This is a genomic window from Paenibacillus sp. CECT 9249 (assembly GCF_918697855.1).
GTDB lineage: Bacteria > Bacillota > Bacilli > Paenibacillales > Paenibacillaceae > MSJ-34.
The window spans coordinates 101,337-127,806 of sequence record NZ_CAKKLI010000009.1 but is presented as its reverse complement, the minus strand read 5'-3'; the positions used below and the strand labels follow the sequence as shown (position 1 = coordinate 127,806).

The following is a 26,470-nucleotide window of genomic DNA, read 5'->3' as shown; positions in this document are numbered from 1 at the left end:
ACCTCCTCCATTTGAGCGGGTCGATCAACGCTCCCCTTTCCCTCTATACAGTTATGCTACCATGAAAGCAACGAAACGAATAATATATAAAACATAAGCGATGCATATGTTCTTCATATAGTAATCATGCAGTTTGAACGGATCGTTTTGTTAGTTTTTCAGCATGGGAAGCAATGCGCGTATCTCGTCTTCGCTCCATTGGCGACTGTTATAGTCCGCAATCTCGAACGGTTCCGCATACCGAATGCCGGCGCTCTTGTCTTTGCCATACCAGCGTTCCAATGCCGGAATCATCTCCTCAGACACATGAAAGAATTGCCCCCAGTATTTGAGAATAAACGCTCTCCTCCGTTCCCAGCCTTCCGGAACCAGATGATCAATTCTTTGCTGCCATGGAGCCAGTTCATAAAACTGCGATGCGTGGGCATCGCAGCCCATCAGCTTCTTTTCCAGCACGGAAGCGATATCGACGGCAATATCCGCTTTGTAGATGCTGCGGGCCGTGAAGTCCGGCATCAGCAGAAACAGAGGCTGCTTTCCGAATGTTGCGGCGCCACTGGCTACATATTGTGCGGCTTCGCGCACGATTCTGCCGACATTGCGATTGTCGAAATGACCGCCGCCATTTCCGTGGAAGGTAATAACGATGTCGGCTTTCCACTCGCGGATTTGCTCGATGACTTGATCCCGATTCTCGGGGCTGGGCACGAGCCAACCATCGGAAATTTCCCAGATGGTATACTCTTGAACGCCAAGCCGTTCGGCGGCCGATAGCGCTTCTTGGCGTCTGCGTTGCGCAAGTTCAGGACCTTTATAGTCGTAATGACCGATGTCGCCGTTCGTCAGCGTCAAGAACTTTACCCGGTGCCCAAGCTCGGCGAACAAAGCGGCCGTACCGCCGGCATATTCCTCGGGCTCGTCCGGGTGAGCGGCAATAACCAATACATTTAGAGCGTTTGTCATAAGAAATCTCCTCCAACATTCAAATATGAATTCCCATAAATAATGAAGCTGACTGATTTCCAAGCAATTCTCCAGCGATTACTAGTAATAGTAATGAAAATCTATACAAATAACAATATGGATCCGTCAAAACCTCCCTTTGCTTAACGTATACTTTGAAATTGCCTTGGTCATACTTGATTTGAATGAAGACATGAAGGGAACGGCAGAAGATGAATTTTTTCAGAAAGCGGCCGACCGCCCCGCTGAATCCGGACGAGGCGCAACGCAAGGACGGTATGAAAGAGATCGAGCCTTTACATATCAAGCTTGACGATACCATTGAGCAAATCGAATCTACCCTTGGAAACAGCGAGGATTTCGTCAACAGAGAGATTCGCTTTGAGATAGACGGGATGTCTATGAGAACATCGATACTATATATGGACGGTCTTGCCGACACCAAATCGATTCAAAACTTTATTCTGGAAACCTTAATGTCCAGCAATAAACATATCGAGATGGACAGCCGGAATGTTCTGGATGTTTTGAAAGAGCGAGTCTTAACGGTGGGAGATATTGCGGATGTTCGCGATTTCGACAAGCTATTCGATTCCCTCTTATCCGGCGAGGTGATCTTATTGTTCGACGGCTTTGCCGAAGGGCTTACGATCGATATGAAAAGTTCGGAAAAGCGTCCGGTGCAGGAAGCATCGGGCGAGGCGGTCATTCGCGGACCGAGGGAAGGGTTTATCGAGAACATCCGAACGAATACGTCATTGATCCGCAAAAAAATCAACGATCCGAATCTATGGCTCGAAACGTTTACCATCGGCAGAATTACGAAAACGAAAGTATCCATCATGTACATCAACGGGATTGCGGACGAAAAAGTAGTCGAAGAAGTCCGCGCCCGCATGAATCGGATCGATGTCGACGGCATCTTGGAGAGCGGATATATCGAAGAATACATTCAGGACGAAACGTATACTCCCTTTCCGACCATGAACAACACGGAACGCCCCGATGTTGTAGCAGGCGCTCTGCTGGAAGGCCGCATTGCCATTTTGGTCGACGGCACCCCTTTCGTTCTTTTAGTGCCGTCGTTATTTATCCAGTTCTTCCAGTCGGCTGAGGATTATTATCATCGTGCGGATATCAGTTCTCTCATTCGGGCACTTCGCTTTCTCGGGTTTTTTCTCGCCATGCTCGGCCCTTCCCTATATATTGCGATAACGACGTTTCATCAAGAAATGATCCCAACCGCGTTATTGATTAGTTTGGCCTCGCAAAGGGAAGGCGTTCCCTTTCCGGCGTTCGTTGAAGCTCTTCTGATGGAAGTGACCTTCGAAATATTGCGGGAATCCGGGGTCCGGATGCCGAAAGCGATGGGGCAGGCCGTGTCCATTGTCGGCACTTTGGTGATCGGGACCGCGGCCGTCGACGCGGGCATCGTTTCCGCCGCGATGGTCATTGTCGTCGCGATTACCGCAATCGCCAGTTTCGTCATCCCGGCATTCAACGCTTCCATCGCCGCGCGAATGATTCGTTTTCTCTTTATGGCTCTTGCCGCTTCCTTCGGTTTGTTCGGCGTGCTCGTCGGATTGATCGCTTTGATACTCCATTTGTGCAGTTTGCGTTCCTTCGGGGTGCCGTTTATGTCTCCCGTTGGCCCTTTCATCCTTGAGGATCAAAAGGATACGCTTGTCAGGCTGCCGTTTTGGGCATTGTTAACCCGTCCGCGGTTCATTCACTCGCATAATTCGATCCGCCAACGGTTGAATCCGCCGCGCAAACCGAAACCCCGGCCGTAAGCGCCGGAAAGGGGGCAGCCTTCATGAAACAAAAGACCGTTTCGGTAATTCTTCTCCTCGTCATGCTATCTTTCCTGACAGGTTGCTGGAGTCGGCGCGAGCTTAACGATCTTGCCATTGTCGTAGGAATGGGAATAGACAAATCGGGGAAACAGTATGAAGTTTCCGTTCAGGTTGTCGATCCGGGGGAAGTATCCAAAAAGGATGGCCGCGGCGGACAAGCGCCCGTTACGGTATACAGTTCCAAAGGGGATACGATGGCCGAAGCCCTTCGCCGGCTGACGACGGTATCTCCCCGGAACAATTATTTCGCGCATCTCCGGATTCTCGTTTTGTCCGAAGAACTGGCCAGGCAAGGAATCGGCGGGATCGTAGACTTTTTCTCGCGATACCATGAATTTCGCACCGATTTCTATATTTCGGTCGCACGGCAAACGTCGGCAAAACAAATATTGACCATGATGACGCCGACCGTGAGAATTCCCGCGGAAAAAATATTCAACTCTCTCGAAGTGGCGGAAAAGGAATGGTCTCCGGTCATAACCGTTAAACTGGACGAGTTAATTAACGATATCGTCATCAAAGGGAAAAATCCCGTTCTAACCGGCTTTCGTATCGTTGGCGATCCCCGGGAAGGCGAGAAGAAGAAAAATGTCGAGGCGATCGAGCCCGCGGCCAATATCCAGGCGTGGGGATTGGCCGCCTTCCGGGAGGACAGGCTGGTCGGTTGGCTGAACGAAACGGAAAGCAAAGGTTATTCGGATATCACAAACAAGCTGCACCGGAGTGTTGTTGAGATTCCCTGCGCGTCAGGCGGGCGTTTGGCGGTAGACGTAATGCGTTCGAAATCCGATATTAAGGGAAACGTAAGGAACGGCAATCCCGAAGCGACCGTTAAGATTCGGACAGAAGCAAGCGTATCCGACGTGCAATGCAAAATCGATCTGACCAAAACCGAAACGATCGCGCATTTAGAAAAAGAAGTAGAAGAGGAAATGGAGAAACATATCGAAGCTTCGCTAAGAAAAGCAAAAACGTTAAAAACGGATATTTTCGGTTTTGGCGAAGCGGTTCGCCGCGCTAACCCGGCATATTGGAAAACGGTAAAAGAGGATTGGCATCGCCGTTTTCCCGATCTCCCTGTGGAGATTCGGATCGAAGTTCATATTCGACGCGTTGGAACCATTACAAATTCCGTGTATAGCAAAACATAGGGAGGAGTGCCGTAAATGTTCGCTTTGATCGCAATCGTCGCCATCTCGGCCGTACTGGTGATTATAGATTGGCCCCAAATGTCGAAACGCGGAGATAAGCGGGAATTCGCCGTTTATTTTACGCTGCTTTGTCTTGGGATCGGCTTAACCGTATCCAAAATATGGAGCGTCCAAGTCCCGAATCCGCTGGATTGGATGGCTGTCGCTTATAAACCGCTTAGCAAGTTGCTGTTCGGATTATTTTAGACTATCCGAGAGAAGGTGAAAACGCTGAATCGCGTCAAAATATCGCCGTATCAATTAATGGTGATCGTGCTTCTGTTCACGATCGGAACTTCGCTTTTAGTGATTCCGTCAAGCTTGGCTTACTTTGCGAAACAGGACGGATGGATCGCGGCCGCCGTCGGGGGAATGACAGGATTGCTCATCGTCTGGTTATTCATTGCCGTCGGGAATCTCGATCCCCGGCTAACCCTGGTTCAATTAAACGACAAAGTATTTGGAAAATGGATTGGGAAGTTGATATCCTTATTGTTGGTCTCATCGCTCATTGTGGCGGCCCCGCCGGCCGTCTTGTATTATTTAAGCGATTTTATGGTGACCCAGATCATTCCCGCTACCCCGATTCAATCCATTAATATCGTGTATGCGGTTATTGCGGTCATCGGCGTTCGGCTCGGTATCGAAGTCATGGCTCGATCGGCAGAAATCTTGTTTCCTTGGGTGCTTTTGCTATTTATCGTTATGGTGTTTTGCATTTTGCCGCAAACGAAATTGGAATACGCCCAACCTGTACTGGAAACGGGTGTGAAGCAGTTATGGCCGGCAATTCTTACTTTTCTAAGCATTGCGATATTCCCGTCGATCACGTTGCTAATGATTTATCCGCCTAGCCTGAATCGCCCGAAAGCGGCGCAAAAAGCTTTTTACACGGGATACGTCCTCGGCTGCTTGATGATGATCCTTATTGTCGTTCTATGCATACTGGCGCTTGGACCCGATTTGACGGAACGGAGCCTTTATCCGAGCTATATATTAGCCAGAAAAATTAGCGTAGGCAAATTCTTTCAACGCATTGAAGCCATAATGGCTTTCATGTGGTTTATTTCTTTATATTTCAGGCTTACTATATTTTTGTACGCGATCGCTATAGGAATTGCCCAAATCTTTAACTTGCGAGATTACCGTCCTCTTGTCATCCCGTTAGGATTGTTGACGATCGCCCTCTCCACAATTATCTATCCGAATACGATTTACGCAACGGAATGGGATACTTATACATACATCCCTTATACGTTTTCAATCGGATTCGTCTATCCGCTCTTGTTGCTTGGCGCCGCTTCGATTCGCAAAATGGTTGGCAACGCAAAATAGGCGATCATGTCCCGTTCCGACTTGATCGCCTTAGTCGTTTGAATGCCTTATTTATTTCCTTGCGCCGCGCGAATCGCCGCTCCTTCTTCTTCGTTCGGACCATAGACGCCCGGAGGGACGACATCCGCCTGACGCATCAAAATCGTCATTTGGCCGCGGTGATGGATTTGATGGCGTACAACCGTCTCTAACACGCCGGCATAGGTCGTATCGATGAAACCGAATAGCATTATGCGCTCCGCAAGCTTGTCATCGGACCATTGTTCTTGCAGCGCGTCGATCGCGGCCCGGCTCATTTGGCGGTAAGCGTCAACAATTTCCGCCGCGCGAGCCGGCGTTGGCCGCTTATATTCCGGACCGTCGATCTTTAGTCCTGCGGCGCCAAGCATTACATCGAGGGCGCTAACCAAGTGCCACCCTAGATCCCCGAGCGTTCGTTTCTGCTTTGGCGAAACCGATTGTCCGAGAGACTCGTCGCTCAAAGCTTCAAGCACTTTCAAGGTCAGGGCCTCTTCCATGCGCCAGTCGGCGATAAATTCGTTTATGCTGTGGTACATTCCCAATCGCTCCCTTTCATTTTATTATCGTTTAAAGTATAACATTAACGCTTTGAATCTACAAAAGCGCAGTTTTTGAGTACAGATGTTCAAAACCCGGTAAAACCGCCGTATAAGCCGATCAAATACGTCGTAATTTTCGTCATTTGATCCGTATAAAGCAAGACGCCTGTCAAAACCATCAAAGCTCCGCCTATTTTCATCAGCTTGTTTGAATGTTTCAATATCCAACGCATTCTTCCGAGGAAAAAGGCCATCGCAAAAAACGGAACGGCAAAACCTAATGTATAAGCAAACGTGTAGATCAATGCCTGTCCGGGATTGCTTACTCCAAGCGCCAGAACGGCCGTCAAAATCGGCCCGACACAAGGCGTCCAACCTGCCGCATATGTAATTCCGACCAATACGGACCCGAGATACCCAAGAGGCTTGTTGTTCCATTCATACCGAACATTCTTCATTAGCAATTTGGGCGTAAATATCCCCAACATGACCAGACCCATCGCGGCGACCATTACGCCGCCCAGCTTCCGGATCAGTTCTTGGTTCCCGGAAAATAATATTCCGATGAAACTCGCCGAAAGTCCCAAAGCGAAAAAAATAATAGAAAAACCTAAAATAAAAAACAACGTATGCAGCAGCGCTCTTTTTTGCAAGATCCCCCTGCCCTCCTGCAAATCTTTTACCGATACCCCTGTGACGTACGATAAATAAGACGGGTAAAGCGGAAGACAGCAGGGCGATATAAACGATAAAAATCCGGCTCCGAATACAATCCATAACGTTAAATCGGCGGCATTCATCAATAATCCCTCTCCCCATATTGTTTCTCGCAATGCACGTAAAAATCGCCAAAAAGCTATTTACACTACAGATTGTAGTCTATAATGAGTAAAGATGTCAATTTCACTTCCCTGACTTAAAGCTTACGAACAGCTGCCTGCGGTGAAACCTGTCACCACGCATAACAAGGCGATCGTGAACATAAGCGGTTTGCCAAAGGAGAAAGGAACATGGATCGTTTGATCCGGTTGAAGCACTTGCAATATCCGATAATTGATCTCATTGCTTGCAAAAGGTACGGTCGCGGCGTCGCGGCGGACACGGGCAAGCGAAGATAATTTCATTAGTACGCTCCCCAGATAATACTCCGTACCCATTTGCTTCATAGCATAACGGTCGGCCAACAATTCTTGCCACGTCGCATAATGATGCGCTAACGTTCGTACGAGCGGAATATACCCCATACTATCCTTCGTCAATGCCGTCATAAACGCTTGCAGCGGATCTCTGCGTTGGCAATGGTAGCGCTCATGAAGAAGGATTGCTCTTACCTCCTCTTCCGTAAACATGGCAAGAAGACCGGTGGAAATAACGATGCGCGGGCGCAGCATGCCTATGCTCAATGCGACGAAGCCCGCGTCTTTTACAACAATAATTTCCGTTTTCCATTCCCGAAATTCCGCATTTAGGCGAGACGTGTGCCCATGATGCGTATCGTTTCGAAACGCGCGCATCCATTTTGACGTCAGAATCAGTTGTTTCGCCGTTCTCCACGCGATTCGGGCCAATGTATAAATGACGGCGAGATTCAAAATATAGACGATGACATCACGGCCGACGATTGTGTCTTGGGCACCGCTTACACAATATTGCAGTACATTCCATGCAAGAGGAACGCCCCACATTTGATGAGCGACGTACCAGCCCATCTGAGCCAGCACGATGGCGCCAAGCAGCATCAGAGCCGTGAAGATAAGATTCGCTTTGACGACCGGATTCATCGTTTTCTCTCGTTTTGCATTTGGTTTAATTTTTCTTGCAGTTTCGCGATCATTTCCGGAACAGCCTCATCCAATGCATCGATCATATGACCGACGACCAAATCGCCAAACTCGCGGATCAGACCATGCGTTACTTCTTTCGTCTGATCCGACAGGAACTGCTCTTTGCTTTGCACAGGCTGGAAAAACGTCGTTCTTCCCCTGCCGCTGCCCTGTGAGTTTTTCCGCAGCAATCCCTTTTCCAATAAACGGTTCATCACAGTCATCACTGCGTTGAACGAAATCGGCTCTTCTTGATTTAATACGGTCTGAACGTCCCGAATCGTCGTTGTTCCGCTCGCCCAAATGATGTCCATAATTCTCGCTTCCAACGGGCCAAAAAAATGATTCAATCCTTGTTCGTGCATATAAAATTTTTTAATTTTCAACGTCCTCACCTCTACACTACGGATTGTAGTATAAAGATGCCGCCGCTGTCAATCTTTCCTCAAAAACATATGAAAATAGCTGCAAAATATAACAAAACCATCACAATCCGTCACAAATCGTTCTGCCGCGTTTGATCCATATTAAAAAAATGATAAACTTGAATTGATTTCGCCGGAAAAGGTGGGCTATTCGTGAATGATATATACACGGTCCTTGTCGTAGACGACGATCAAAGCATCGTCGAACTATTGCGAGACTTTTTGGAAAACGATAGATTTCAAGTGAAGACCGCTAATGATACCGCCGAAGCATTGGCCGTGTTCCAGCAACATACGATCCATTGCATCGTCCTTGACATTATGATGCCGGGACAAAACGGGTTTGAATTATGCCGGCGGATTCGGGCGGAAAGTAGCGTCCCCATCCTGTTCTTGAGCGCGCGCAGCGACGATGTGGACAAAATTCGCGGTTTGACGCTCGGCGGCGATGATTATATCGTGAAAACCGCTTCGCCCGGGGAGATTGTTGCCAGGGTGAAAGCCGTATTGCGGCGCTCGGGCTCTCAGAAGGAAACGAACAGGAACGTCTTGGATTATGGGCGGCTCAGGATCAATCTGTTCACGAGAGAGGTATTCGTCGACGGGCGTATCGTATCGCTTACGCCGAAGGAATATGAATTGCTGCGGTTGTTTGTAGAGCATCCAAGATATGTTTTTTCTTATGACCAACTGCTTGACAAATTTTGGGACGGTGTTGGCGATAAGCATACGGTTCGGGTTCATCTCAGCCGGCTGCGCGAGAAAATCGAATCCGATCCGAACCGTCCCGAGTATCTGATCAACGTATGGGGCGTGGGGTATCGCTTCGAGGGAGAATCATGATGAGAACGCTCCGTATTCGAACGGTTACGCTGCTTGGACTGGCCCTCATCCTTTCGTTGCCGTGGATATTCTATGTCTCGGCGCACTTCCTTGAAACAAAAACGCTGAGCGTTACAAATCATCCTCAAAATCCGGAGCAACAACAAAATTTGACCGAGACGATGCAATGGATAGAAAGAAATGCGAACCGCTGGACCGATCCCAGTTGGCAGGATCAATTGCGTTCCCGTTTGCGGCAAGCGGGCATAGATGCGGCGATTCTAACCGAATCGGGCCAGGAAATTTATTCATCCGACCCGGAGCGCAAACGCGCTTTGAAATCAACGGAACAGTTTTCTGTCATTCAAGACGGGAAAGTGCTGGGAAGGGTTCTCGTATTCTTGCCCAATGCCAGAACGGTTCAAATGATTGCGGCATTGGCCGGGCTTTTGTTGGCTTTTATTATTATTGGATATGAAATGCGAAGGATGTTGCTCAAGCCGCTTGAGAGGATGGGATCGGCGGCTCGCCAAATTGCGGAAGGAGAGCTCGATGTCCGGTTGCCCGAATCCCGGATCGCAGAAATTGCCGAAGTGCGCGACGGATTTGAAGTAATGGTGAAGGGACTGCAGCAATCGTTCCAGAAACAAAGGGAATTGGAAGAAGAACGACGCTTTGTCATTGCCGCTGTCGCGCATGATTTACGGACGCCTTTGTTTGCCTTGCGAGGATATTTGGACGGCCTGGAACAAGGAATTGCCCGTTCGCCGGATAAAATGGCAGCGTATTTGAAGGTATGCAAGGATAAATCTGCGCAATTGGACCGGTTGGTTGAGGATCTGTTCACCTTTACGAAGACGGAATACGCGCAGGCGGAAATCGTCGACAACGCGATTGACCTGAAACTGCTGTTACTGAGGTCGATAGAAAGCCTGAGTCCATTAGCGCAGCAAAAGCACATATCGTTGATCGCGAATCATTTGGCAGATGATTGCATAATTATGGGCGATACGCATCTATTGGAGCGTGCCATGAACAATCTATTGGATAACGCTGTCAGGCACACTCCCCCCTACGGCAAAATTTACGTCCAATGCGCTAAAGAAGGTCATAAAGCGACCTTTGCCATTCGCGATACCGGATCGGGCTTCACTTCAGAGGAACTGGAGCGCGTGTTCGAACCGTTATACCGCGGCGAAGCGTCGCGAAATCGTTCAACGGGCGGAGCCGGTTTGGGATTAACCATCTCGCGAAAAATCGTCAGACGGCATGGGGGCGAGCTGATTGCAACAAACCATGCATACGGCGGAGCGCTTCTGTCAGGTTGGATGCCTGCCGCCAAGCAAGGCGAGAACGATATTCAACCTAATTAGACTGAGCATAAATCAATATAGTCGGCTTCAAGCGTTCGGCATCTATTTAATCAGACGTAAAAAATATGCGGCGGCAGCCTGGCACTCGTTTTTGTGCCAAATCTGCCGCTGCTTGTTACGGGGGCTCGAACAATGCCAGCTTCCTGATCGGAAGGCCGCCGGCCGCCGCCTTAAGGGCAAGAATCGCTACTACAACAGTACGACATTGAACCCCGCTTCAAAGTACGCATCTGCGGCGGCTGCGGAGATCCGGTGGCGCAGGCGCAATTGTTCGATCGCTTCTCCTTCCGAATCCGGCAGCATCTCCTCTCTTCCGCTGACGATCATTCTGCGGAACGTATCTCCCCGCAAATGAACGCCTTTCTCGAATTTCTCCGCAAGATGCTGTGCGACCGTCGATTTCCCGGAAGCCATAATGCCGGTGATCAGATAAATTCCCCTTTGCTCTTGGACAACCATAGTCATCTCCCCTTTCTTTGATTCGACAAGCGGCAGATTGGCTGCTACCCTCTATTTAGAAAATTACGCACGATATGAACGGGCGACCATTCGGTGTTGGAGGCGGCTATAATCGGATACGGCGTTGGGAAAAGTTCCGCCGTAATTTCGTTTATTTCTTTTCCTTGTTTTGAAAAAGCGAGTATTTTACCCTCTATTTCTTCTAAATAATCGACTTTAAGCTGAATCCATTTTTTTGCGTCCTTTACGTATCCTGCATGACAGCAATACATATGTTCAAAATCATACGTTAGCACTTTTTTTAATGAGTCCAGTGTCGAAACGATATTCTCATCAATGTGGACAACCTTTACTTTCGGGGTTACGAATAGGTCCCCGGTGAATATGGCCCCTCTGTCGCGATTATAAAAAGACATGTGGTCTTTCGTATGCCCGGGCGTTTCGATGACTTCCCATGTATCGTTCCGGGATACGAATGATTGGCCGAGAGGTTGGGATGTAAAAACTTCAGGCTGCCCCCAAAATGCTTGACGATACATAGGTAAGCGGGCAGACCGTTCCGTAAGGTGAGTGGACATCCGATGAATAAAAGTCGGAATTTCCCGATATTGCTGTAAAGAAGCCGCATTCCCGGTATGGTCTTCATGGAAATGGGTCAGCATGATTTGGTCGAAATCGGCTTGTTCGAAAAATGGCTGAAATTGTTCATGTAATGATCGAGCCCCCGTATCGATTAACACACCATCGATATTAAAACTATACACAGTTATTGAAGTGCCGGGAACAGATATCGTACATTTTGCCATGAAAATACCGTTTACATGCAATATTTCTCCGCTTTTTTCAATCGTAAACATCCAATCACTCCTTTAATTCATAAAGAACTCGATTGTTTTCCGCCAGGAATCGGATTGACCGTAGCAATTCCCTTCCAATGTTCCGCCGCAAGTAAAAACCCCTTCCCCCATTTTCACGTTCAACGTTTCATTCAAAGGGATTGTATACGGAATGGGCAACGAATGCCCTAAATCCTCATACGCCAAAAGCTTGTAGTTATATTTATAGTTGTGTTTTTCCAAAATATCCATGAGTTCAACGCATGCATCGTACGTATTCCACACATTGTCTTTGCAGCCTGCAATGAATAATAGATCCGCATGCGCATTCTCGATTTTGATTCGCGCGTCTTCTTTATTGGCGGCCCTTTCCACACTCGTCTTGTAGGTGGAAGCAAACCCGAAAGGCTTGTTCTGTTCCAGGCAAATGCGATGATGCTCGTAAAAAATATCATTGTCGACCGGAATAAAAGGCAATGACACTCCCTTATATGACCACGACGAAACAAGGTTGCCGCTCGCCAGGCCGTCCAACGCTTGAAAACAATATGCATGAGGCGCGGAAACCGCAACTTTGGAAATGACATTATAGCGTGAAGCCAGAAGCAGCGCCAATTCTCCTCCTTTGGACGTGCCATGGACATAGATTTCGCCGGTACGGGTTAACGGGTTGTTTTTCAGCCATGCAAACACTTTCTCAAAATATTCGAGAGGCACCTCCTCGAGCTTCGCAGGCAATCCTTCTTCGTTAAAATATCCGACGGTCAGTACATGAAAGCCTCTGGACGCCAGCGGTCCGGCCAGAAGGGAAAGAGCGCTCCGCTCTCCGTCCGATCCGCCCAATAGGATAATCGTATTACGATTCTATTGTCGGTGTAGAACAACTCTCCCCGAAATTCATCGGCAACCTGTTGTCTCTTCACTTCGGGCAATAGGAACAAGCGTTCCAGGCGTACGCATTTCCGATCTTGTTCGCATTCGCACACCATATCAATCATGACGCTCCGATCGATTGAAATATGCCGGGCAATATTCGCTCCCCCGCTGCTCGTCTTGCGCAACGAAGCAATCAGGCCCATACTATCGATATAATCGTAAGTCCCGGAATCGGGTTTTTGTTTGGACAAATCGACATGGCCGTTTGAGTCCGCAATGAACCAAGCGAATGACTCATACTTTTCGCTGGGCGCCCATGGAAAATGCATGGATGCGGTAACTTTCAGCTTTCCTCCCGGCGGCAATTCCGCGACCTGAATCGCAATCTTCTCATCGATCAACCCAATTGCCGGCGTTATATGTAATTTCATATTTGTAAACCTCCATCCTTCTCATTCTTTGCCGTTTACAAGCCTCTTTCTCCGCGTGACAAACCGCTTCAACGCCCGAGTCTGCGCCTCTTGAAACCCTTCCAAATGTTCGAATTTATAATTCACATCTTCTTCAAAAGCAACCTGTTCTTCGTCTTTCACACCATGCAATCGTTTTAATAAATCCCATAACGTTTCGAGCTGTTCTGTTGTGAAATCGTTGAACGTGTCCGCCATCAGGGTAACCGCTATCTCGCCGCATTCCATCATCGCCTTTTTGCCCGTTTCGGTAATGGTCACGTTAATGGCGCGCTTATCCCGTTTGCTTGGCATCGTAACGAGGTACCCTTTTTGCTCCAGGTTGTCGATCAGCTTTTTGGCGCTTTGTTTACTCGTTTCCAACTTATTTGCAATATTAATAAGCGTTGTTTCATCCTCCGGCAAATGGGATATTGCCAGCATGATCAAGTACTGCCGCGACGTTACTTTCTCAAAATAGTTGTCTCCTTGCGTCTGCAGCTTGTTCGTCACGGAAAAAAAAGTGGCGTATATCTGCTGCATTAAATATAAGTCTCTTAGCGCTTTGGAATATTCCATCATTCGAATCGATCCTCTCTATATTGTCACCATGTTGACAATATAGACTGTAACAGACTCATGTAATTTTGTCAACATGTTTACTAATTTCATCATGCCGCAGCGGCTGACGACCCGTCAGGCTTACGAAACATAAACACGCTAATAGTCTGTAAATTACCTAGTTTCTCGTGTAACGAAACTGTAACACGCTAATGAGAGGAAAGAGGCGGTAAAACCGTCGATTTTCGCTGAATAACGATGCGTACTTTCGTTAGCTTGGGAACGTCTTCATTTTGAGCCCAATAAGGATTGTCAGTTTCGTTTGCGCCATTAGGGAGCAATCTATAGAAACAAAGAACTTCTCCAACCCTGCCTTGGCCGATGCCAGACAGAATGCGAAGAAGTTCGATGTTTACGGGACGACGAACGGCTGCCCGCGAGCAGTTTGCATCGCCTGTCCTTCAAAGCTTGACAAGACGCGTATTATGCAAACGAAATCCGTTCCAGCGTTACTTCCCATGAGGATAATTTCATCTCGCCATGGAAGGCGAAGCCTCTGTTCGCGTATTGACGATCGTTTATCTTAACCAAACATTCCGAGCCGGAATATAAACCGTTCTCGGAAACATATGCCGATAATATCGTATCTCCTATCATCATAAATTTTCCGGACAAAGTTCCCAAGGCCGGATTTTCCGATGTCCATGTCGTGAATTCTGCGCGGGCCGGTATTGGATCGATGGAATATGTATTGAAAATCTTGACCGGATGCTCCGATTGCAACTCCATATATCCATCCAAAATCCATTCCTTCTCCATATGTCTAATCGTCGTCTCCGCGTAAACTTCAACTTGATTTCCTTCTTGATCGTAATAACGGCCTGTCGCCTTCCAATGGCCCTCTTCGAATAAATACGAATGTTTCAATTTCACCGCCTCCTAGCGCGTCAACGCCTTCCTCATCTCCGCGGCGTATCCTTTCGTAATCAACTGGGGGCGCGTAATCGCAGAGCCGACGACGACCGCATGGGCCCCGAGCGTCAGCATATGCGCGGCCTGAGACGGCGTACCGATTCTCCCTTCCGCAAAAACCGGAATCGTCAATCGTTCCGCCGCGCTCTTGACCAAATCGTAATCGGGTCCTTCCAACTGCGGGGAATACGCGGTATATCCCGACAACGTTGTCGATACGCAATCCGCGCCCAACGAGGCGGCGTACATCGCTTCTTCCAGCGTCGATATGTCGGCCATAACCGTTTGGCCCCGTTCCTTCATATAAGCGATCAACGACTCGAGCGTTTCCCGGTTCGGCCTTGCGCGCCGCGTCGCATCCAGAGCAATGAGATCGACTCCCGCGTCGATCAGTTCCTCAATCTCTATCCGCGTGGGCGTAATATAGACTTCGCTGTCGGCATATTCTCTCTTGACGAGCCCGATCGTCGGCAGCTTCGTCGCATGTTTGATGGTCGCGATATCTTGCGCGCCGTTGGCCCGAATCGCAACCGCTCCGCCCATTTCGGCCGCTCTGGCCATCTTGGCCATCGTATCCGCCCCGTGAAGCGGTTCATGCTCCAACGCCTGGCATGAAACGATCAGCCCGTTTCTAAGCCGTTCGAATAGCGTTCGATTCACGGCCGTCCCTCCCTTTCGGCAACATGCACTTTCAGGCAGACTTCAAAGTTGCTTTTTCATGCCTGTCATCCCCAATTAGCGATATCTCTTAATAAATTCGACTGCCTTGCGAATATCGGTCTCCGGCTGATCGCCTACCTCGCGTTCGATGGTCAAATACCCACGATACCCGATGTCCGATAGCGCATGGAAATAGGCATCGAAATCGACCTTGCCCTCCCCGAGCGGCACTTCCTTGAACATTTGCCCGGAGCGGACCATCTCGGCGATTTTGCCGTGGTCCATCGGCTCGTATCCCAGCGCGCCGTATACTTCGCGCGGATCGACCTCCTTGTAGCGGACGCCGTCCTTCACATGCGTGTGGACGATATAATCCCGGAGCGTGTAGACGCCTTGCACCGGATCGTCCCCCGTCACCATCACCATATTCGCCGGATCGAAGTTGACGGCTACCCCTTTGCCGCTCAGCGTATCCAGGAACGACTTCAAATGTTCGGCCGTCTCGGGCCCGGTTTCGATCGCGAAATGGGCGTTCATGGAGTTTGCATAAAGGCTTAATTCTTCGCACGCTTTTTGCATTTCGGCGTATACTTCGTTTTCCTCATGCGGCACGATCCCGATATGCGTCGTCACGACATTCGTCCCGAGCTCCACGGCCAGATCGAGAATTCGCTTCGACTTTTCGATTTTAGACGGATTTTGTTCTTTATCCTGGAAACCGTGGCCGCCCAAATCTCCGACCAATGCGGAAACTTCCAGCCCCAAGGATTGAATATAATCCTTAAGCTCCTTGCGCGCAGCCGAACTTAACGCATCGGGATCCATTTCTCCCGCTACCGCATAAATTTGCACGCCGTCGGCCCCTATTTCTTGCGTTTTGCGCAATCCTTCCCTTATAGGCAGCCGGAAGCTGTCCACGATCACGCCGATAGGATTGGTTAATTTCATGTCTTTCCACTCTCCTTTTTGTAAACCGTCGTTATACTTCATCCCAGATGCGCCGGATATTTTCCATTCCTATTTTTATGGCGGATTTGCATTCTTCCATTCCTTCGAATTCGATCGATATATATCCGTCGTAACCGGAACGTTTCACGATGCGAATGATTTCGTACATATCGATGTCGCCATGTCCTGCGATCGCGCCGCGCAAGTAATTGCCGTACGCCGTCTTGAACCAGCCTTCGCCCGGGTTGCGGGAATCTTTCACATGCACCATCGAAGCCAGCGGAATGTTGTTCCGTACCGCGATCGACGGGTTCTCGTCGACGCAGAGGAAGTTGCCTACATCCAGCGTCGTGCGGAAATGTTCGCGATCGACTGCCCGAACGAGACGTCCCACCCTTTCGCTTGCTTGAATATAATAACCGTGGTTTTCCACGCTCGTGACGATGCCGAATTGTCCGGCATATTCCGCGACGGTACGGCATGCGCGAACCAGCGCTTCGAAATCGCGCTCGAAATCGTCGACCGATATTTCGTCCGTCGGGCGCCACGCCGCATCGTGACGCATCCGTGTCACGCCAAGCTGCCTGGCGGCATCGACATGCTTCATCACGCGCTCGATTTCGGCCGCGTATTCCGTTTCCGTACCTTTCATAAAATTGGCTCCGATTGCATAATTGGACAATTCGATGCCGGCTTCCTCCGCCGTCTGGCGAATTTGCGCCGCCAGTTCCGGCCGCTCCACGAGATCGAAGCCGATCGGAACGATCTCCACATGCTCTCCGCCGAGTTCCGCCGTCCAACGAATCATATCCAATATCGTCATGCCCTCGCGCTCCGCCGCTCCTTGCAGGCTGTAAGAGCTAACTCCCAACTTCATTGCCGGTCACTCCCTATTCGTAATATCATGCCGTCCGCCGCCGCGGTGCCATGGAATTGAATTTGCATTTCGCCCATTTGATTTCCTTGCCTTTACAAGCGAATTTCCGCGCCCCTGGCCCCGGACTCGTAAATCGCGCTCAACATTTTCATCATCTCTACGCCGTCTTCCACCGGACAGATCGTCTCTGCCCGCCCTTGGCAACAATCGATAAAATGATCGATTTCGTTCTGAAACCCGTTCGCGAAGTCGAAGGTAAGCGCATCGATTTGCGGATGGATATTAAGCATCGTGTCATGCTTTTCCGTCGCCATTGCGAGTTTCGGTTCCAATTCCGCTCCGCCCCGATCCCCGTAGAGCTTGACGGAAATATGATCTTCCTGCGCATGCAGCGCAAAGCTGACATCCACGAACAAGGAAGCGCCGTTCTCGAAGCGGATGAGCGCATTGGCCATATCCTCGACCGTATTGGGGCCGCCTGTATCGGCGGCTTTATAATACGACAGGTGCCGGATATTGCCGCGATTGCCGAGCCGCTTATACGTATTGCCCGTCACCGATTTCACCTTCGGCTTGCCCATCATATACCAGGCGATGTCAATGACATGCACGCCCAGATCGATCAGCGGGCCGCCGCCGGAACGTTCGGTATCGGCAAACCAGCCGCCGGGATTGCCCAATCTTCTCAGGCATGACGCTTTGGCGTAATAGATTTCGCCCAAATCCCCGGCATCGACAAATTGCTTGAGAACTTGCGCGTTCATGCCGAAACGCCTGACATAGCCGACCTGCAACGTTTTCCCGCTCTCCTTCGCGGCCGCTTCCACCGCCAGCGCTTCTTCCACCGTTTTGCAGAGCGGCTTCTCGCAGAGCACATGCTTCCCGGCCCGCAAAGAGGCTATGCTGATTTCCGCGTGGCTGTTATTCCAGGTGCAGACGCTGACCGCGTCGATGTCGGGATCGGCCAGCACTTGCCGGTAATCGGCATACGCTTTGCCCGCCCCATACGCTTGCGCTTTTTGCCTTGCGCGTTCTTCGTTTACGTCGCAAATCGCCGCAATCTCCGTTTCCTTGTTATTTTTGTACGCGTTCAGGTGCACGTCGGAGATGCTGCCCGCTCCGATGACGGCGATTCTAATCTTGCTCATGTGTTCTCTCCTCCTCTATTTCTATCGCGTCGCGGAAATGTTAATCCTTTCCTTTTACAAACCGGTATATCTTCTCATAGTTGGCCCTCGCTTCCGGATCGGCGCTTAGCGCCGCATCGAGGATTGCCTTGTTTCCTTGATAGTATCCGCGGAACGTCTTGCGATCGTAACCGTTCGGCTTGGCGCCTTCGAGATAGTCCAGCATGCGTTTCGCAAAGCCGGCATCCTCGTTGATCCTCTCGTCGAATTCGATTTCCACGCCCATGCCGAGCGCTTTCGCCAATTGGGCCGCGTCGTCGATTCGGGTACGGTCGCTGTCTTGGAAGAAGTGGTTCGATTGATAGGCTACGGCATCAAATCCCAGTTTCTTCCAATCATGAAAATGATATCCCCGGTAACGCGGAATCCAATAATATTTCAAGCCTGCGTCATGCACGCGATCCGCGGCAAAACGGATCAATTCCGAATCGCGGGTGCCGTCCGGCGCCACTTCCTCATTCAGCCAGTAAAGTCCGCTTAATTGCAGATGGGAATACCCTTTGTCCTTCCAGCGCCGCAACGCTTCGTCAATATACCAGCCGACCGCTTTTTTCTTGTTGGCCAAGGAAGCTTCCGCCCCGACTTCCGCTGCGCTAAAGTTTTCGCCGATCCCGTCGCCGTCCACATCGCCGAAATTCGTCTGCGGCTCTGCCGGATACGGGATCATCAGCACCACGGGAAACGGCACCTGCTTCTTCCCGAGCGTGCGCGACACGTCCCGCACCGCCTCGTTAAGCTGGTCCATATCGCCGTCCGGGGCGAATGTCTTATCCAAATACCATTGCCAATCTTCGAAGGCAGACCCGTTGAAAGACATCTCGAAGGCTCTGCCTTCCGGCGAGCTCAGCCCTAAATACAGTACGCCGTCGAACAGCCAATCTTGCGGCTGTCCTTGCCGATCGACATAGCTGATATAAGGAATGATTTTCTCTTTCGTCCACTCGCCCAAACCGTCGGGGTAATGGCCGTTGTACAGCAGCACCATATCGCCAATCCCGTCCGTCGTCCGCTTGCCGGGCTCCAAATAACGCGGCTGTTCGGATTTCGCCTTATGGGCTCCCTTCACTTTCCCTTCATAGCCCCACACTTCAATTTCATCGAGAAACACCCACACATTCGTCGTAAACGTTACTTTCACATAACGGGCGTATGCCATGGACGCGTGCTTGTTGCCGCCCGGAACCCCGTCCCTGGCGCCGTCCCATTCATACGAATACGTCGGCGGGTCGGCGAGCCAGAAGGCGGACGGGGCGCCTTCATGCCGTAATGCGTTCCAGTCCTTGCCGTCGTCGGAGACGGAAATGGATGTCACGTTCGGATATTGCACCCCGCCGGACGGAGCTTGCAGGAAGTTGGCTTTAATGGCGGCGATCGAATTCGCGGCTCCCAAATCGATCGTCACTTCGCGGGTATTCCCCTTGTAAAATCCGACCCAGGCTTCGTCCTCGTAAGCGGCCGCCCCATACTTGCCGTTCGTCAGCTTTGTTCCGTCGTCGCTATATTGCGAATCGGGCGGCTGCGAGACGGAGTAAGACTTGCCCAGCGCCAAATTGCGCATCGCGCCGCGGGACTGCTCCGCTTCTTCCGCCGATGCGAGAGAGATGTTCGCAAACAGCATAACAGCCGCCAACATGCCTGTTCCCCATTGTGCTTTCATTCGCATCCTCCTTTACTGTCCGATCATTTCTTTATAGCGGTCATAAGTGCGGTCTTGAATTTGCTGCAACTCGTCCAGCCCCAGCTTTTTCAACTGGCTGACGAACTCGTCGAATTTGGAGAGCGGCACTTGTCCGATAACGAACTTCGACACCATCTCGTCGATGTAAGTATTCAGCTGCGTCGTCAGTTCGCCGAACCGTTCGCTGTCTTCTTCGGAATATTTCAACGTCGGATACGGCGGACGGAAATAATCCTTTTCGATATAACTGTACATTTGGTTGAACGAATCTTCGTCCGCAATCAATTTCTCGTAATACGGATGCTGGCGGAAGCCGATCCACGCTTGGCCGCCGAAACGGAGCAATCCGTTATATATGCCGTCGGGGCTCGAGGTCACCTTGTCCGTATATTGATAATCGCCGTTCGCGTCGAGCGTGTACGTATCGCCTTCTTTGCCGAAGTTGAACAAAATCTGCCCCTCGTCGCTATTGACGTATTCGAAAATTTTCATCGTCAGGTCGACATGCTTGTTGTTGGCCGTAATACCCCAACCTAATTGAATGACGCTTTTCTGCTGCTTATGCGTGAGCGGCTTGTCGCCTTTGTTCAGGACCGGAGGAGGCGCTACCTGGTAGTCGAAGCCTTCGATTTGCTGCGCTTCCGCCTTGTTCTTGAATCCGGCGATATGTCCGATCCAATGGTTGGTGGCGCCGACTCGATTGTTCAAAAGGAGCGTGTCCAGATCGGTTTTCTGTCTTGTCATCAATTCCCGATCCAGCAAGCCTTCGCCGTACCAACGGTTCATCACTTCCAGAAACTCCTTGAAACGCGGATCGGTCGGCGTGTAGATCAGCTTCCCGTTCTCTTCCGTCCAGCGGTTGTCCCAATCCCAATTCAAACCCCAAGCGTCCAAAAATCCGATAAACCAGTGGCCTTCGGCCTCCGCGTCAAACGGAATTTCATCGTTCGGATCCCCGTTGCCGTTCGCATCCTGCTCTTTAAACGCTTTCAAAGTCGCATGCCATTCGTCGATCGTCTCCGGCATCGGCAATCCGAGCCGGTCGAGCCAATCCTGGCGAACCATCGGCCCGCTCGAAGTGCGGATGGCGGACATCATCGGCACGCCGTATATCATCCCCTCATCGTCCGAAGTTTGCATAAAGGCGTCCTTGTCGTCGATCACATGCTTCTTGATGCTCGGCGCATACTGTTCGATCAAGTCGTTCAGCGGAATAAACGCCCCGTCCTTGCCGAATTGATTCATGTCTTTCAATTGCCCGGCCACGATGTCCGGATAATCGCCGGAAGCCATCGTAAACCGGAATTTTTCCGACATCGTGGTGTTGTCGCCGGTGATGAAGTCGAATTCGACGTTGAACTTCTCCCCGATCGTCTTCCAGGTCAGCGTATCGTTGGTATACAGCGCATCGGGCGAACGGCTGACGATAAACAACGATAATTTCGTTTTTTCCTGCGTTTCCTGTTTCGCATTGTCCCCGTTATTCCCGGTTTCCGGTGCGCTTCCCTTGTCCGTTCCGCCGCAAGCCGTCGACGTTAAGACAAGCAGCAGCGCCATCGCCCAAACGGCTATCATCTTCCATCTTTGATTCATTTGCTTACCCCTCCCTTTCATGTTTGCAAGCCAAGTTCCGAATGCCGCCGTCATTGCTAGCTCTTGATCGCGCCGATCATCACCCCTTTCACAAAATGCTTTTGCAGATACGGATAGATGAGAATGATCGGCAACGATGTGACGATAATGGCCGCATATTGGATCGTAAGGGGCAGCACGCCCGAATCGAGCAACAGCGCTTGCTTCATTTCCTTGTCGAAGGCGCTGTTGCGGATAATCCGCATCAAGATGACCTGCATCGGCATCAGCTTTTCATTGTTCAGGAAGATCGATTCCCAGAAGAACGAGTTCCATTTTCCGATCGCGTAATACAATCCAAGCGCCGCGAATACCGGCTTGGACAACGGAACGATAATTTGAAACAAGATGCGCAATTCGCTCGCCCCGTCGATTTTCGCGGACTCTTTCAGTTCTGTCGGCAAACTGCTGAAATAGGTGCGCATGATTATGACGTAAAACGTGGATACCGCGCCGTACAGCAAAATTCCGATTCGCGTATCGAGCAGCCCCATATTGCGCACTACCAGATAGAAAGGGATTAACCCCCCGCTGAACCAAAGCGTAATCGCCAGAAAAATAGTGGCCGGCCCTCGCATTTTCCATTCCCGGCACGACAATGGATAGGCGGCAAGCGCGGTGAACAGCAAACTGATCAGGGTGCCTGCCACGGTATATAAAATGGTGTTGAAATACGCCAGCGCGATGCCGTCATAATTCAAAACCGTTTTGTATGCCGCCAGATTGAACCCTTTGGGCCAGAAAAACACTTCGTTCTTCATGACCGGCCCTGTCTCGCTTAACGAAACGACGATAATATAATAGAACGGATACAAGGTGACGAAGCAAACGAACGCGATAAAAGCGTAAATCGCAATATTGAAACAAACGTCCGCCCAGTCTTTTTTGCGTATAACGGTTGCCATAACATTTCTCCTCTCACGATTACCACAGGGAAGTTTCGTTCACTTTGCGGCTGATCCAGTTCGCGGCATAGACGAGAACGAATCCGACGACCCCTTGGAAAAATCCGACCGCCGTGGCGAATCCGTAGTTGAAATCGATCAACCCTTTGCGGTATACATAAGTGTTGAGCACATCCGCCGTTTCATAGATCGTCGGATTGTACAGCAGGATGATCTTCTGGAAATCCGCTCCCAGCATGCTGCCAAGGTTCAGAATGAACATAATGACGATCGTCGGCATCATTCCCGGCAATGTCACGTATCGAAGCTGGTTGAAGCGATTCGCTCCGTCGATGCGGGCCGCTTCATACAGCTCCGGACTGATGCCGGACAATGCGGCAAAATAGATAATGGCGCTGAAGCCGGCGCTTTGCCAAATGCCGAGCGTCGTATACACCGTGCGGAACCAGCCCGGCTCTTGGAAGAAATGGATGGCGTCCACGCCCAATCTTTCCAGAAACGCATTAATGACCCCTGTTGTCGGCGACAAAAACGTGAGCGCAATGCCGGCGACAACGACCGTGGAAATGAAATAAGGCAAATAACTGATCGTTTGCGTAATTCGTTTGAAAACGACATTGCGAATTTCGTTAAAGCAGAGCGCCAGCAAGATCGGAATGGGGAACCCGAATACGAGCCCGTATACGTTCAGCAATATCGTGTTGCGCATCAGGCGCGGGAAGAACGGGTCTTTGAAAAACGCGATAAAATGTTTGAGCCCGACCCAATCGCTGCCTGCGATTCCTTTGACAATGTTGTATTTCTGAAACGAAATGATCAATCCGTACATCGGCCAATAAGCGAACAGCGCATACCAGATCAACGCGGGTATAAACATAATGTACAGCCATTTGTTCGACAACAGATCTTTGGCCCATGAGCCGGACCTTTGGCGGTTCGTTCCACCCAATTGCTTCGCCTCCCTAGAAGTAATGTTAGACGACGAGTCAGCCTGCTTCTGTCTGCGTCGATTTGCAGTAGACGCCATAGGTCTTCCACGGCGCAAATCCCAATTTTCGATAAAAGTCGGGAATGCCGGTCCAATCGATAGCGAGATGGCGGATCCCGTTGTCGTATTGATAGCGGATCGCCGCCTGCACGAGCGCAAGCCCGTAGCCGCGGTTGCGGCAATCCGGGTCTACGCCGAGCGGCCCGATCCCTCCCAGTTCCTCCCGAAACAGCGGCGCCCAATACGTGTTCTGCGCGATGACCGGAGAAGCGGCGTCATTGATCCGGCAAAATCCGACGATCTCCCCTTCGCGCTCCAATACGACGAATTCTCTTCCCGTGCCGCCGTATTCGAAATATTTGACGGCCTCATACAACCATCGGCCGGGAAAACATCGCTCTAAAAAAGCGAGAAAATCCTCCTTCCGTTCCGGCGAAAGCAACACACAGCTCGCGCCGTCCCGGAAAGAAGGAAAGTCTGGCGGATGCTCCGTCATCATATTGCGGTACACGTCGTATACGTCGTTCTGATACTTGTAACCCCTTCGTTCCAGCCAGCTTGCCGCTTGGGCGTCGCCTTTCGGAACCCCGGGGAAGTAATGCCACGGATCCCCGCCGATATGGATTTGGCGGACGCCGTATTGCCGCAGCGCCTGCTCGGCCGCTCCCAGCAGCCGGCTCCCGATGCCTTGCCCGCGCCAGGCTGTGCCGACGAGCAGGACGGAGATCCACCCCATTCCCTCGCCCAACCGCAGCGGCTCGATCTGCTCCCGCCATATCTTCGAGACGACAAATCCGGCTACGCTCTGCCCGTCGTCGGCAAGCGCGGCCCATGAACCGGCTTCAACCACGTTGGCGTCGCGGATGCTGTTCTGCCGGAACAACGCTTCGCGAATCGGAAATTCGCCGCCGATTTCGCGGTTCCATAACTCGCATAGGGGCCGAATCGTATGTTCATTGATCGGTACTAATTTCATTGCGTCCTTCCTCCATTCGCCGGTCATCGTATCGTTTTGTTTCGCTCGTCTTCACCGGCGCTTTATTCATTGTAAAAAAAATAACCTCCCGCGGCGGCTGCAGATCGTCTTTGTTTCGTGCACTTTCGTCGCGGCTTCTTGGCCGTTTGGACGAAAGTGCACGTTTCGAAGACGAAATTGCACCGATTCGCACCGACTTTCCGGACCTCGCCCATTGTTCTATTGGAAAACGTACAATAACAATGCCTAGTTTATGGCGCGAATGGAAGTTCGATTGGAAAAAGTCCAATGGAATCCCGCATTTTTTCTTTTTCTCAACATATTTCGAAGATTCTGTTGGATAGATTTCAATGAGAAGGCCGCATTCGTGCCCACAACAAAGAAACCGTTGGATACAATCCAACGGCCATCAAGCCTTTTCGGCATCTATTCATATTCGCCCCTTAGTTCCTGCTCGATCTCGTTCAATATTTGCGCGCCTCCTTGCGCCATCCATTCCACGACGAATCGGTCGAAAGCTTCGATCGGCTCTTCGCCCAGCACGATTTTGAAGAACGTTTCGTTTTCAAGCTTTTGCAGTTTCGCCCACTTCTTCTCCATTGTCGGGGTCGACGCAGTGAACAACGGCTTCATTTCGTGGAATGTCCGCTTGAGCGCGGCGCCCGAATAACGATAGGCATGGGAAGGCGCCCAATCGCCCGCGTTCGCCCCGGGGTTCGCTTGATCGCGCAAGTAACGCTCGTAAATCGACCGCATCTCTTGGGACAATTGCTGCGGCGCCGTCTCGCCCCGAATCGACCGCATCAAAGCGTCGTGTTTGCGGCTGACGGCATCCCGATATTCGACCGACAGCATCAACGGAAACATCTCGATATACGTGACGTCGAGCTGCAAATCGTCCTCCGTCGGTTCGCGGCCGAAACGGGTTTGTAAATTCAAATTGACGATCAGCGCTTCCGGATGCTTGAACCCTTTCTTCACGACATGAAAATTGCCGCTCATCGGAACCATCGTCGCATGATATTTTCCGTCGTTGCCGGCAATGGCATAAGGCCTCCAATCCGCAGCGGGATCGTTCTGGACCGCTTCGCCGATCTCCCACGGAGCCCACCACGGCGCGAAGAAGACGCCTGTCTGTCCGCGATTCACCAGTTCGAACGGATTTTTGCGCAGCGCGAAATCTTGATCGATCAAACCTTCGGCATACCATTTCCGGACTTGCGCCAAAGCTTGCTTCGCCTCCGGCGTCGTTGAGCCGTACACGAGCTTGCCCTCCGCATCCCGATGCCAAATATTCGGGTAAGCGCCGAATGCGTTGAACACCGCTTTGAAATCATGGGCCTCGGTATACCCGCCCGATGTGATCGCTTTGCTGTTGCCGGTCATTCCGATCGTATCCGCAATTCCGTTGCGGTCCGGATCCCGTTCGATGAACGCTTGCGCAATCGCCGCCACGTCCTCAAGCGTTCTCGGTTCCGCCAGCTTCAATCGGTCAAGCCAGTCTTTGCGAACCCAGACGAGCGGATAGGAATCCGCCTTCGGCAATATATTCGGGATTGCCATTAATTTGCCGTTATATGTCGCGTTGTCCAACGCTTCTCCACGCGTCGCGCCGTATATTTCCTTCAGTAGCGGCGAGGCGTACTTATCGTACACTTCCGTCAAATCTTCAAGCAAGTCGTCTTTCGCCATCATGCGGAACGTTTTTTCGTCCACGATCATCGCATCCGGCAAATCGTCGCTGGCCAGCGCCAAATTGAATTTTTGATCGTAGTCGTTGCCCGAAGCGTACCACAATATTTTAAATTTTACATTCGTCTTATCATAGAGATATCTAGTAAACAAATTGTCTTCGATCGTATCGCCGGGCGGCAGCTTCAAATCGGGTCTGACCGATTTGACCATGGTCACTTCGACCGGCTCCGGCAACCGGAACGGATCGATAACGTCCGTTTCGGCGTCTTGATGATGCAATCCGTCCTTGTCGGCCGCCGTTTCGGCGATTGGCAAGCAAGCGGGCAGCGCCGCCAGAAGCATCATCGACAACAGCAGCGGCAGCGCTTTGCGTATCGGCATCGCGTTTCCCTCCCTTTCCCGTCGCTGACGCAAAATTGCGCAT

Annotated in this window: 26 protein-coding genes and 1 pseudogene; 6 read left to right on the top strand and 21 right to left on the bottom strand. The window is 50.8% G+C overall.

The features are described 5' to 3' along the window. Positions 1-150: 150 nt before the first annotated feature. Entirely contained in the window at positions 151-963 is an 813-nt protein-coding gene (locus LQ229_RS09980; protein WP_216538652.1) for a PIG-L family deacetylase, read from the bottom strand. Between the two features lie 278 nt (positions 964-1,241). Here LQ229_RS09980 and LQ229_RS09975 point away from each other — a divergent pair, with 278 nt between their 5' ends. From LQ229_RS09975 to LQ229_RS09960, 4 genes are read left to right on the top strand one after another with little or no spacing between them, the layout of a single operon-like run. Beyond that, positions 1,242-2,756: a spore germination protein gene (locus LQ229_RS09975; protein ID WP_230191637.1), complete on the top strand. Its 1,515-nt coding sequence runs from the start codon at positions 1,242-1,244 to the stop codon at positions 2,754-2,756. Positions 2,757-2,779: 23 nt separating this feature from the next. Next, on the top strand, positions 2,780-3,970 hold the full coding sequence (locus LQ229_RS09970; protein ID WP_216538654.1) for a Ger(x)C family spore germination protein: 1,191 nt from the start codon (positions 2,780-2,782) through the stop codon (positions 3,968-3,970). A gap of 15 nt (positions 3,971-3,985) precedes the next feature. Next, positions 3,986-4,216 carry a hypothetical protein gene (locus LQ229_RS09965; RefSeq protein ID WP_230191625.1) on the top strand — a complete coding sequence of 77 codons (231 nt, stop codon included), beginning with the start codon at positions 3,986-3,988 and terminating at the stop codon, positions 4,214-4,216. Positions 4,217-4,231: 15 nt separating this feature from the next. Further along, positions 4,232-5,344, top strand: a complete 1,113-nt coding sequence (locus tag LQ229_RS09960; RefSeq protein WP_230191624.1) for an endospore germination permease — start codon at positions 4,232-4,234, stop codon at positions 5,342-5,344. 47 nt (positions 5,345-5,391) lie between these two features. Here LQ229_RS09960 and LQ229_RS09955 read toward each other — a convergent pair whose 3' ends face one another. The 4 genes from LQ229_RS09955 to LQ229_RS09940 form a co-directional block, all read right to left on the bottom strand. Next, positions 5,392-5,901 (bottom strand): DinB family protein, encoded by a 510-nt coding sequence (locus tag LQ229_RS09955; RefSeq protein ID WP_216538656.1) that lies wholly within the window; start codon positions 5,899-5,901, stop codon positions 5,392-5,394. Between the two features lie 89 nt (positions 5,902-5,990). Next, positions 5,991-6,704 carry a cytochrome c biogenesis protein CcdA gene (locus LQ229_RS09950; protein ID WP_230191623.1) on the bottom strand — a complete coding sequence of 238 codons (714 nt, stop codon included), beginning with the start codon at positions 6,702-6,704 and terminating at the stop codon, positions 5,991-5,993. Between the two features lie 123 nt (positions 6,705-6,827). After that, a complete protein-coding gene (locus tag LQ229_RS09945) occupies positions 6,828-7,685 on the bottom strand; it encodes a M56 family metallopeptidase (RefSeq protein ID WP_216538658.1) in 858 nt (285 codons plus the stop codon). After that, positions 7,682-8,113: a BlaI/MecI/CopY family transcriptional regulator gene (locus tag LQ229_RS09940; RefSeq protein ID WP_230191622.1), complete on the bottom strand. Its 432-nt coding sequence runs from the start codon at positions 8,111-8,113 to the stop codon at positions 7,682-7,684. The genes LQ229_RS09945 and LQ229_RS09940 overlap by 4 nt, the downstream gene beginning before the upstream one ends. Before the next feature lie 192 nt (positions 8,114-8,305). Between LQ229_RS09940 and LQ229_RS09935 the strand changes: the two genes are divergently transcribed. Then, positions 8,306-8,995 (top strand): response regulator transcription factor, encoded by a 690-nt coding sequence (locus LQ229_RS09935; RefSeq protein WP_230191621.1) that lies wholly within the window; start codon positions 8,306-8,308, stop codon positions 8,993-8,995. Next, the gene (locus LQ229_RS09930) at positions 8,995-10,347 is read left to right on the top strand and encodes a HAMP domain-containing sensor histidine kinase (RefSeq protein WP_216538721.1); all 1,353 of its coding nucleotides are present in this window, start codon (positions 8,995-8,997) and stop codon (positions 10,345-10,347) included. Before LQ229_RS09935 ends, LQ229_RS09930 begins: the two co-directional genes overlap by 1 nt. A gap of 195 nt (positions 10,348-10,542) precedes the next feature. Here the strand turns inward: LQ229_RS09930 and LQ229_RS09925 are convergent. The 16 genes and pseudogenes from LQ229_RS09925 to LQ229_RS09850 all read right to left on the bottom strand — a co-directional run. Further along, positions 10,543-10,806: pseudogene (locus LQ229_RS09925) on the bottom strand (AAA family ATPase); the annotation flags it as partial. Positions 10,807-10,850: 44 nt separating this feature from the next. Continuing rightward, positions 10,851-11,663: an MBL fold metallo-hydrolase gene (locus LQ229_RS09920; protein WP_216538662.1), complete on the bottom strand. Its 813-nt coding sequence runs from the start codon at positions 11,661-11,663 to the stop codon at positions 10,851-10,853. Between the two features lie 12 nt (positions 11,664-11,675). Then, positions 11,676-12,485 (bottom strand): acyl-CoA thioester hydrolase/BAAT C-terminal domain-containing protein, encoded by an 810-nt coding sequence (locus LQ229_RS09915; RefSeq protein WP_230191620.1) that lies wholly within the window; start codon positions 12,483-12,485, stop codon positions 11,676-11,678. Further along, positions 12,407-12,949, bottom strand: a complete 543-nt coding sequence (locus LQ229_RS09910) for an acyl-CoA thioesterase/BAAT N-terminal domain-containing protein (RefSeq protein WP_230191619.1) — start codon at positions 12,947-12,949, stop codon at positions 12,407-12,409. Before LQ229_RS09910 ends, LQ229_RS09915 begins: the two co-directional genes overlap by 79 nt. 21 nt (positions 12,950-12,970) lie before the next feature. Further along, a complete protein-coding gene (locus LQ229_RS09905) occupies positions 12,971-13,546 on the bottom strand; it encodes a MarR family transcriptional regulator (RefSeq protein WP_230191636.1) in 576 nt (191 codons plus the stop codon). Positions 13,547-14,011: 465 nt separating this feature from the next. After that, entirely contained in the window at positions 14,012-14,455 is a 444-nt protein-coding gene (locus LQ229_RS09900) for a hypothetical protein (protein ID WP_216538664.1), read from the bottom strand. A 12-nt stretch (positions 14,456-14,467) separates the two neighbouring features. Continuing rightward, positions 14,468-15,160: an N-acetylmannosamine-6-phosphate 2-epimerase gene (locus LQ229_RS09895; protein WP_216538665.1), complete on the bottom strand. Its 693-nt coding sequence runs from the start codon at positions 15,158-15,160 to the stop codon at positions 14,468-14,470. 75 nt (positions 15,161-15,235) lie between these two features. Continuing rightward, positions 15,236-16,108, bottom strand: a complete 873-nt coding sequence (locus LQ229_RS09890; RefSeq protein ID WP_216538666.1) for a sugar phosphate isomerase/epimerase — start codon at positions 16,106-16,108, stop codon at positions 15,236-15,238. A gap of 31 nt (positions 16,109-16,139) precedes the next feature. Further along, a complete protein-coding gene (locus LQ229_RS09885; RefSeq protein WP_216538667.1) occupies positions 16,140-16,985 on the bottom strand; it encodes a sugar phosphate isomerase/epimerase family protein in 846 nt (281 codons plus the stop codon). Positions 16,986-17,077: 92 nt separating this feature from the next. Further along, entirely contained in the window at positions 17,078-18,133 is a 1,056-nt protein-coding gene (locus LQ229_RS09880) for a Gfo/Idh/MocA family oxidoreductase (RefSeq protein ID WP_216538668.1), read from the bottom strand. Between the two features lie 40 nt (positions 18,134-18,173). Beyond that, positions 18,174-19,829: a DUF4855 domain-containing protein gene (locus LQ229_RS09875; protein WP_230191618.1), complete on the bottom strand. Its 1,656-nt coding sequence runs from the start codon at positions 19,827-19,829 to the stop codon at positions 18,174-18,176. A gap of 12 nt (positions 19,830-19,841) precedes the next feature. Further along, the gene (locus LQ229_RS09870; protein ID WP_230191617.1) at positions 19,842-21,443 is read right to left on the bottom strand and encodes an extracellular solute-binding protein; all 1,602 of its coding nucleotides are present in this window, start codon (positions 21,441-21,443) and stop codon (positions 19,842-19,844) included. A 56-nt stretch (positions 21,444-21,499) separates the two neighbouring features. Next, entirely contained in the window at positions 21,500-22,387 is an 888-nt protein-coding gene (locus LQ229_RS09865; RefSeq protein ID WP_230191616.1) for a carbohydrate ABC transporter permease, read from the bottom strand. Positions 22,388-22,406: 19 nt separating this feature from the next. After that, complete coding sequence (locus tag LQ229_RS09860; protein ID WP_230191635.1) at positions 22,407-23,264, bottom strand: ABC transporter permease subunit; 858 nt, start codon at positions 23,262-23,264, stop codon at positions 22,407-22,409. A 109-nt stretch (positions 23,265-23,373) separates the two neighbouring features. Beyond that, the gene (locus LQ229_RS09855) at positions 23,374-24,351 is read right to left on the bottom strand and encodes a GNAT family N-acetyltransferase (protein ID WP_216538673.1); all 978 of its coding nucleotides are present in this window, start codon (positions 24,349-24,351) and stop codon (positions 23,374-23,376) included. A gap of 426 nt (positions 24,352-24,777) precedes the next feature. Continuing rightward, a complete protein-coding gene (locus LQ229_RS09850; RefSeq protein ID WP_230191615.1) occupies positions 24,778-26,427 on the bottom strand; it encodes an extracellular solute-binding protein in 1,650 nt (549 codons plus the stop codon). Positions 26,428-26,470: the final 43 nt, after the last annotated feature.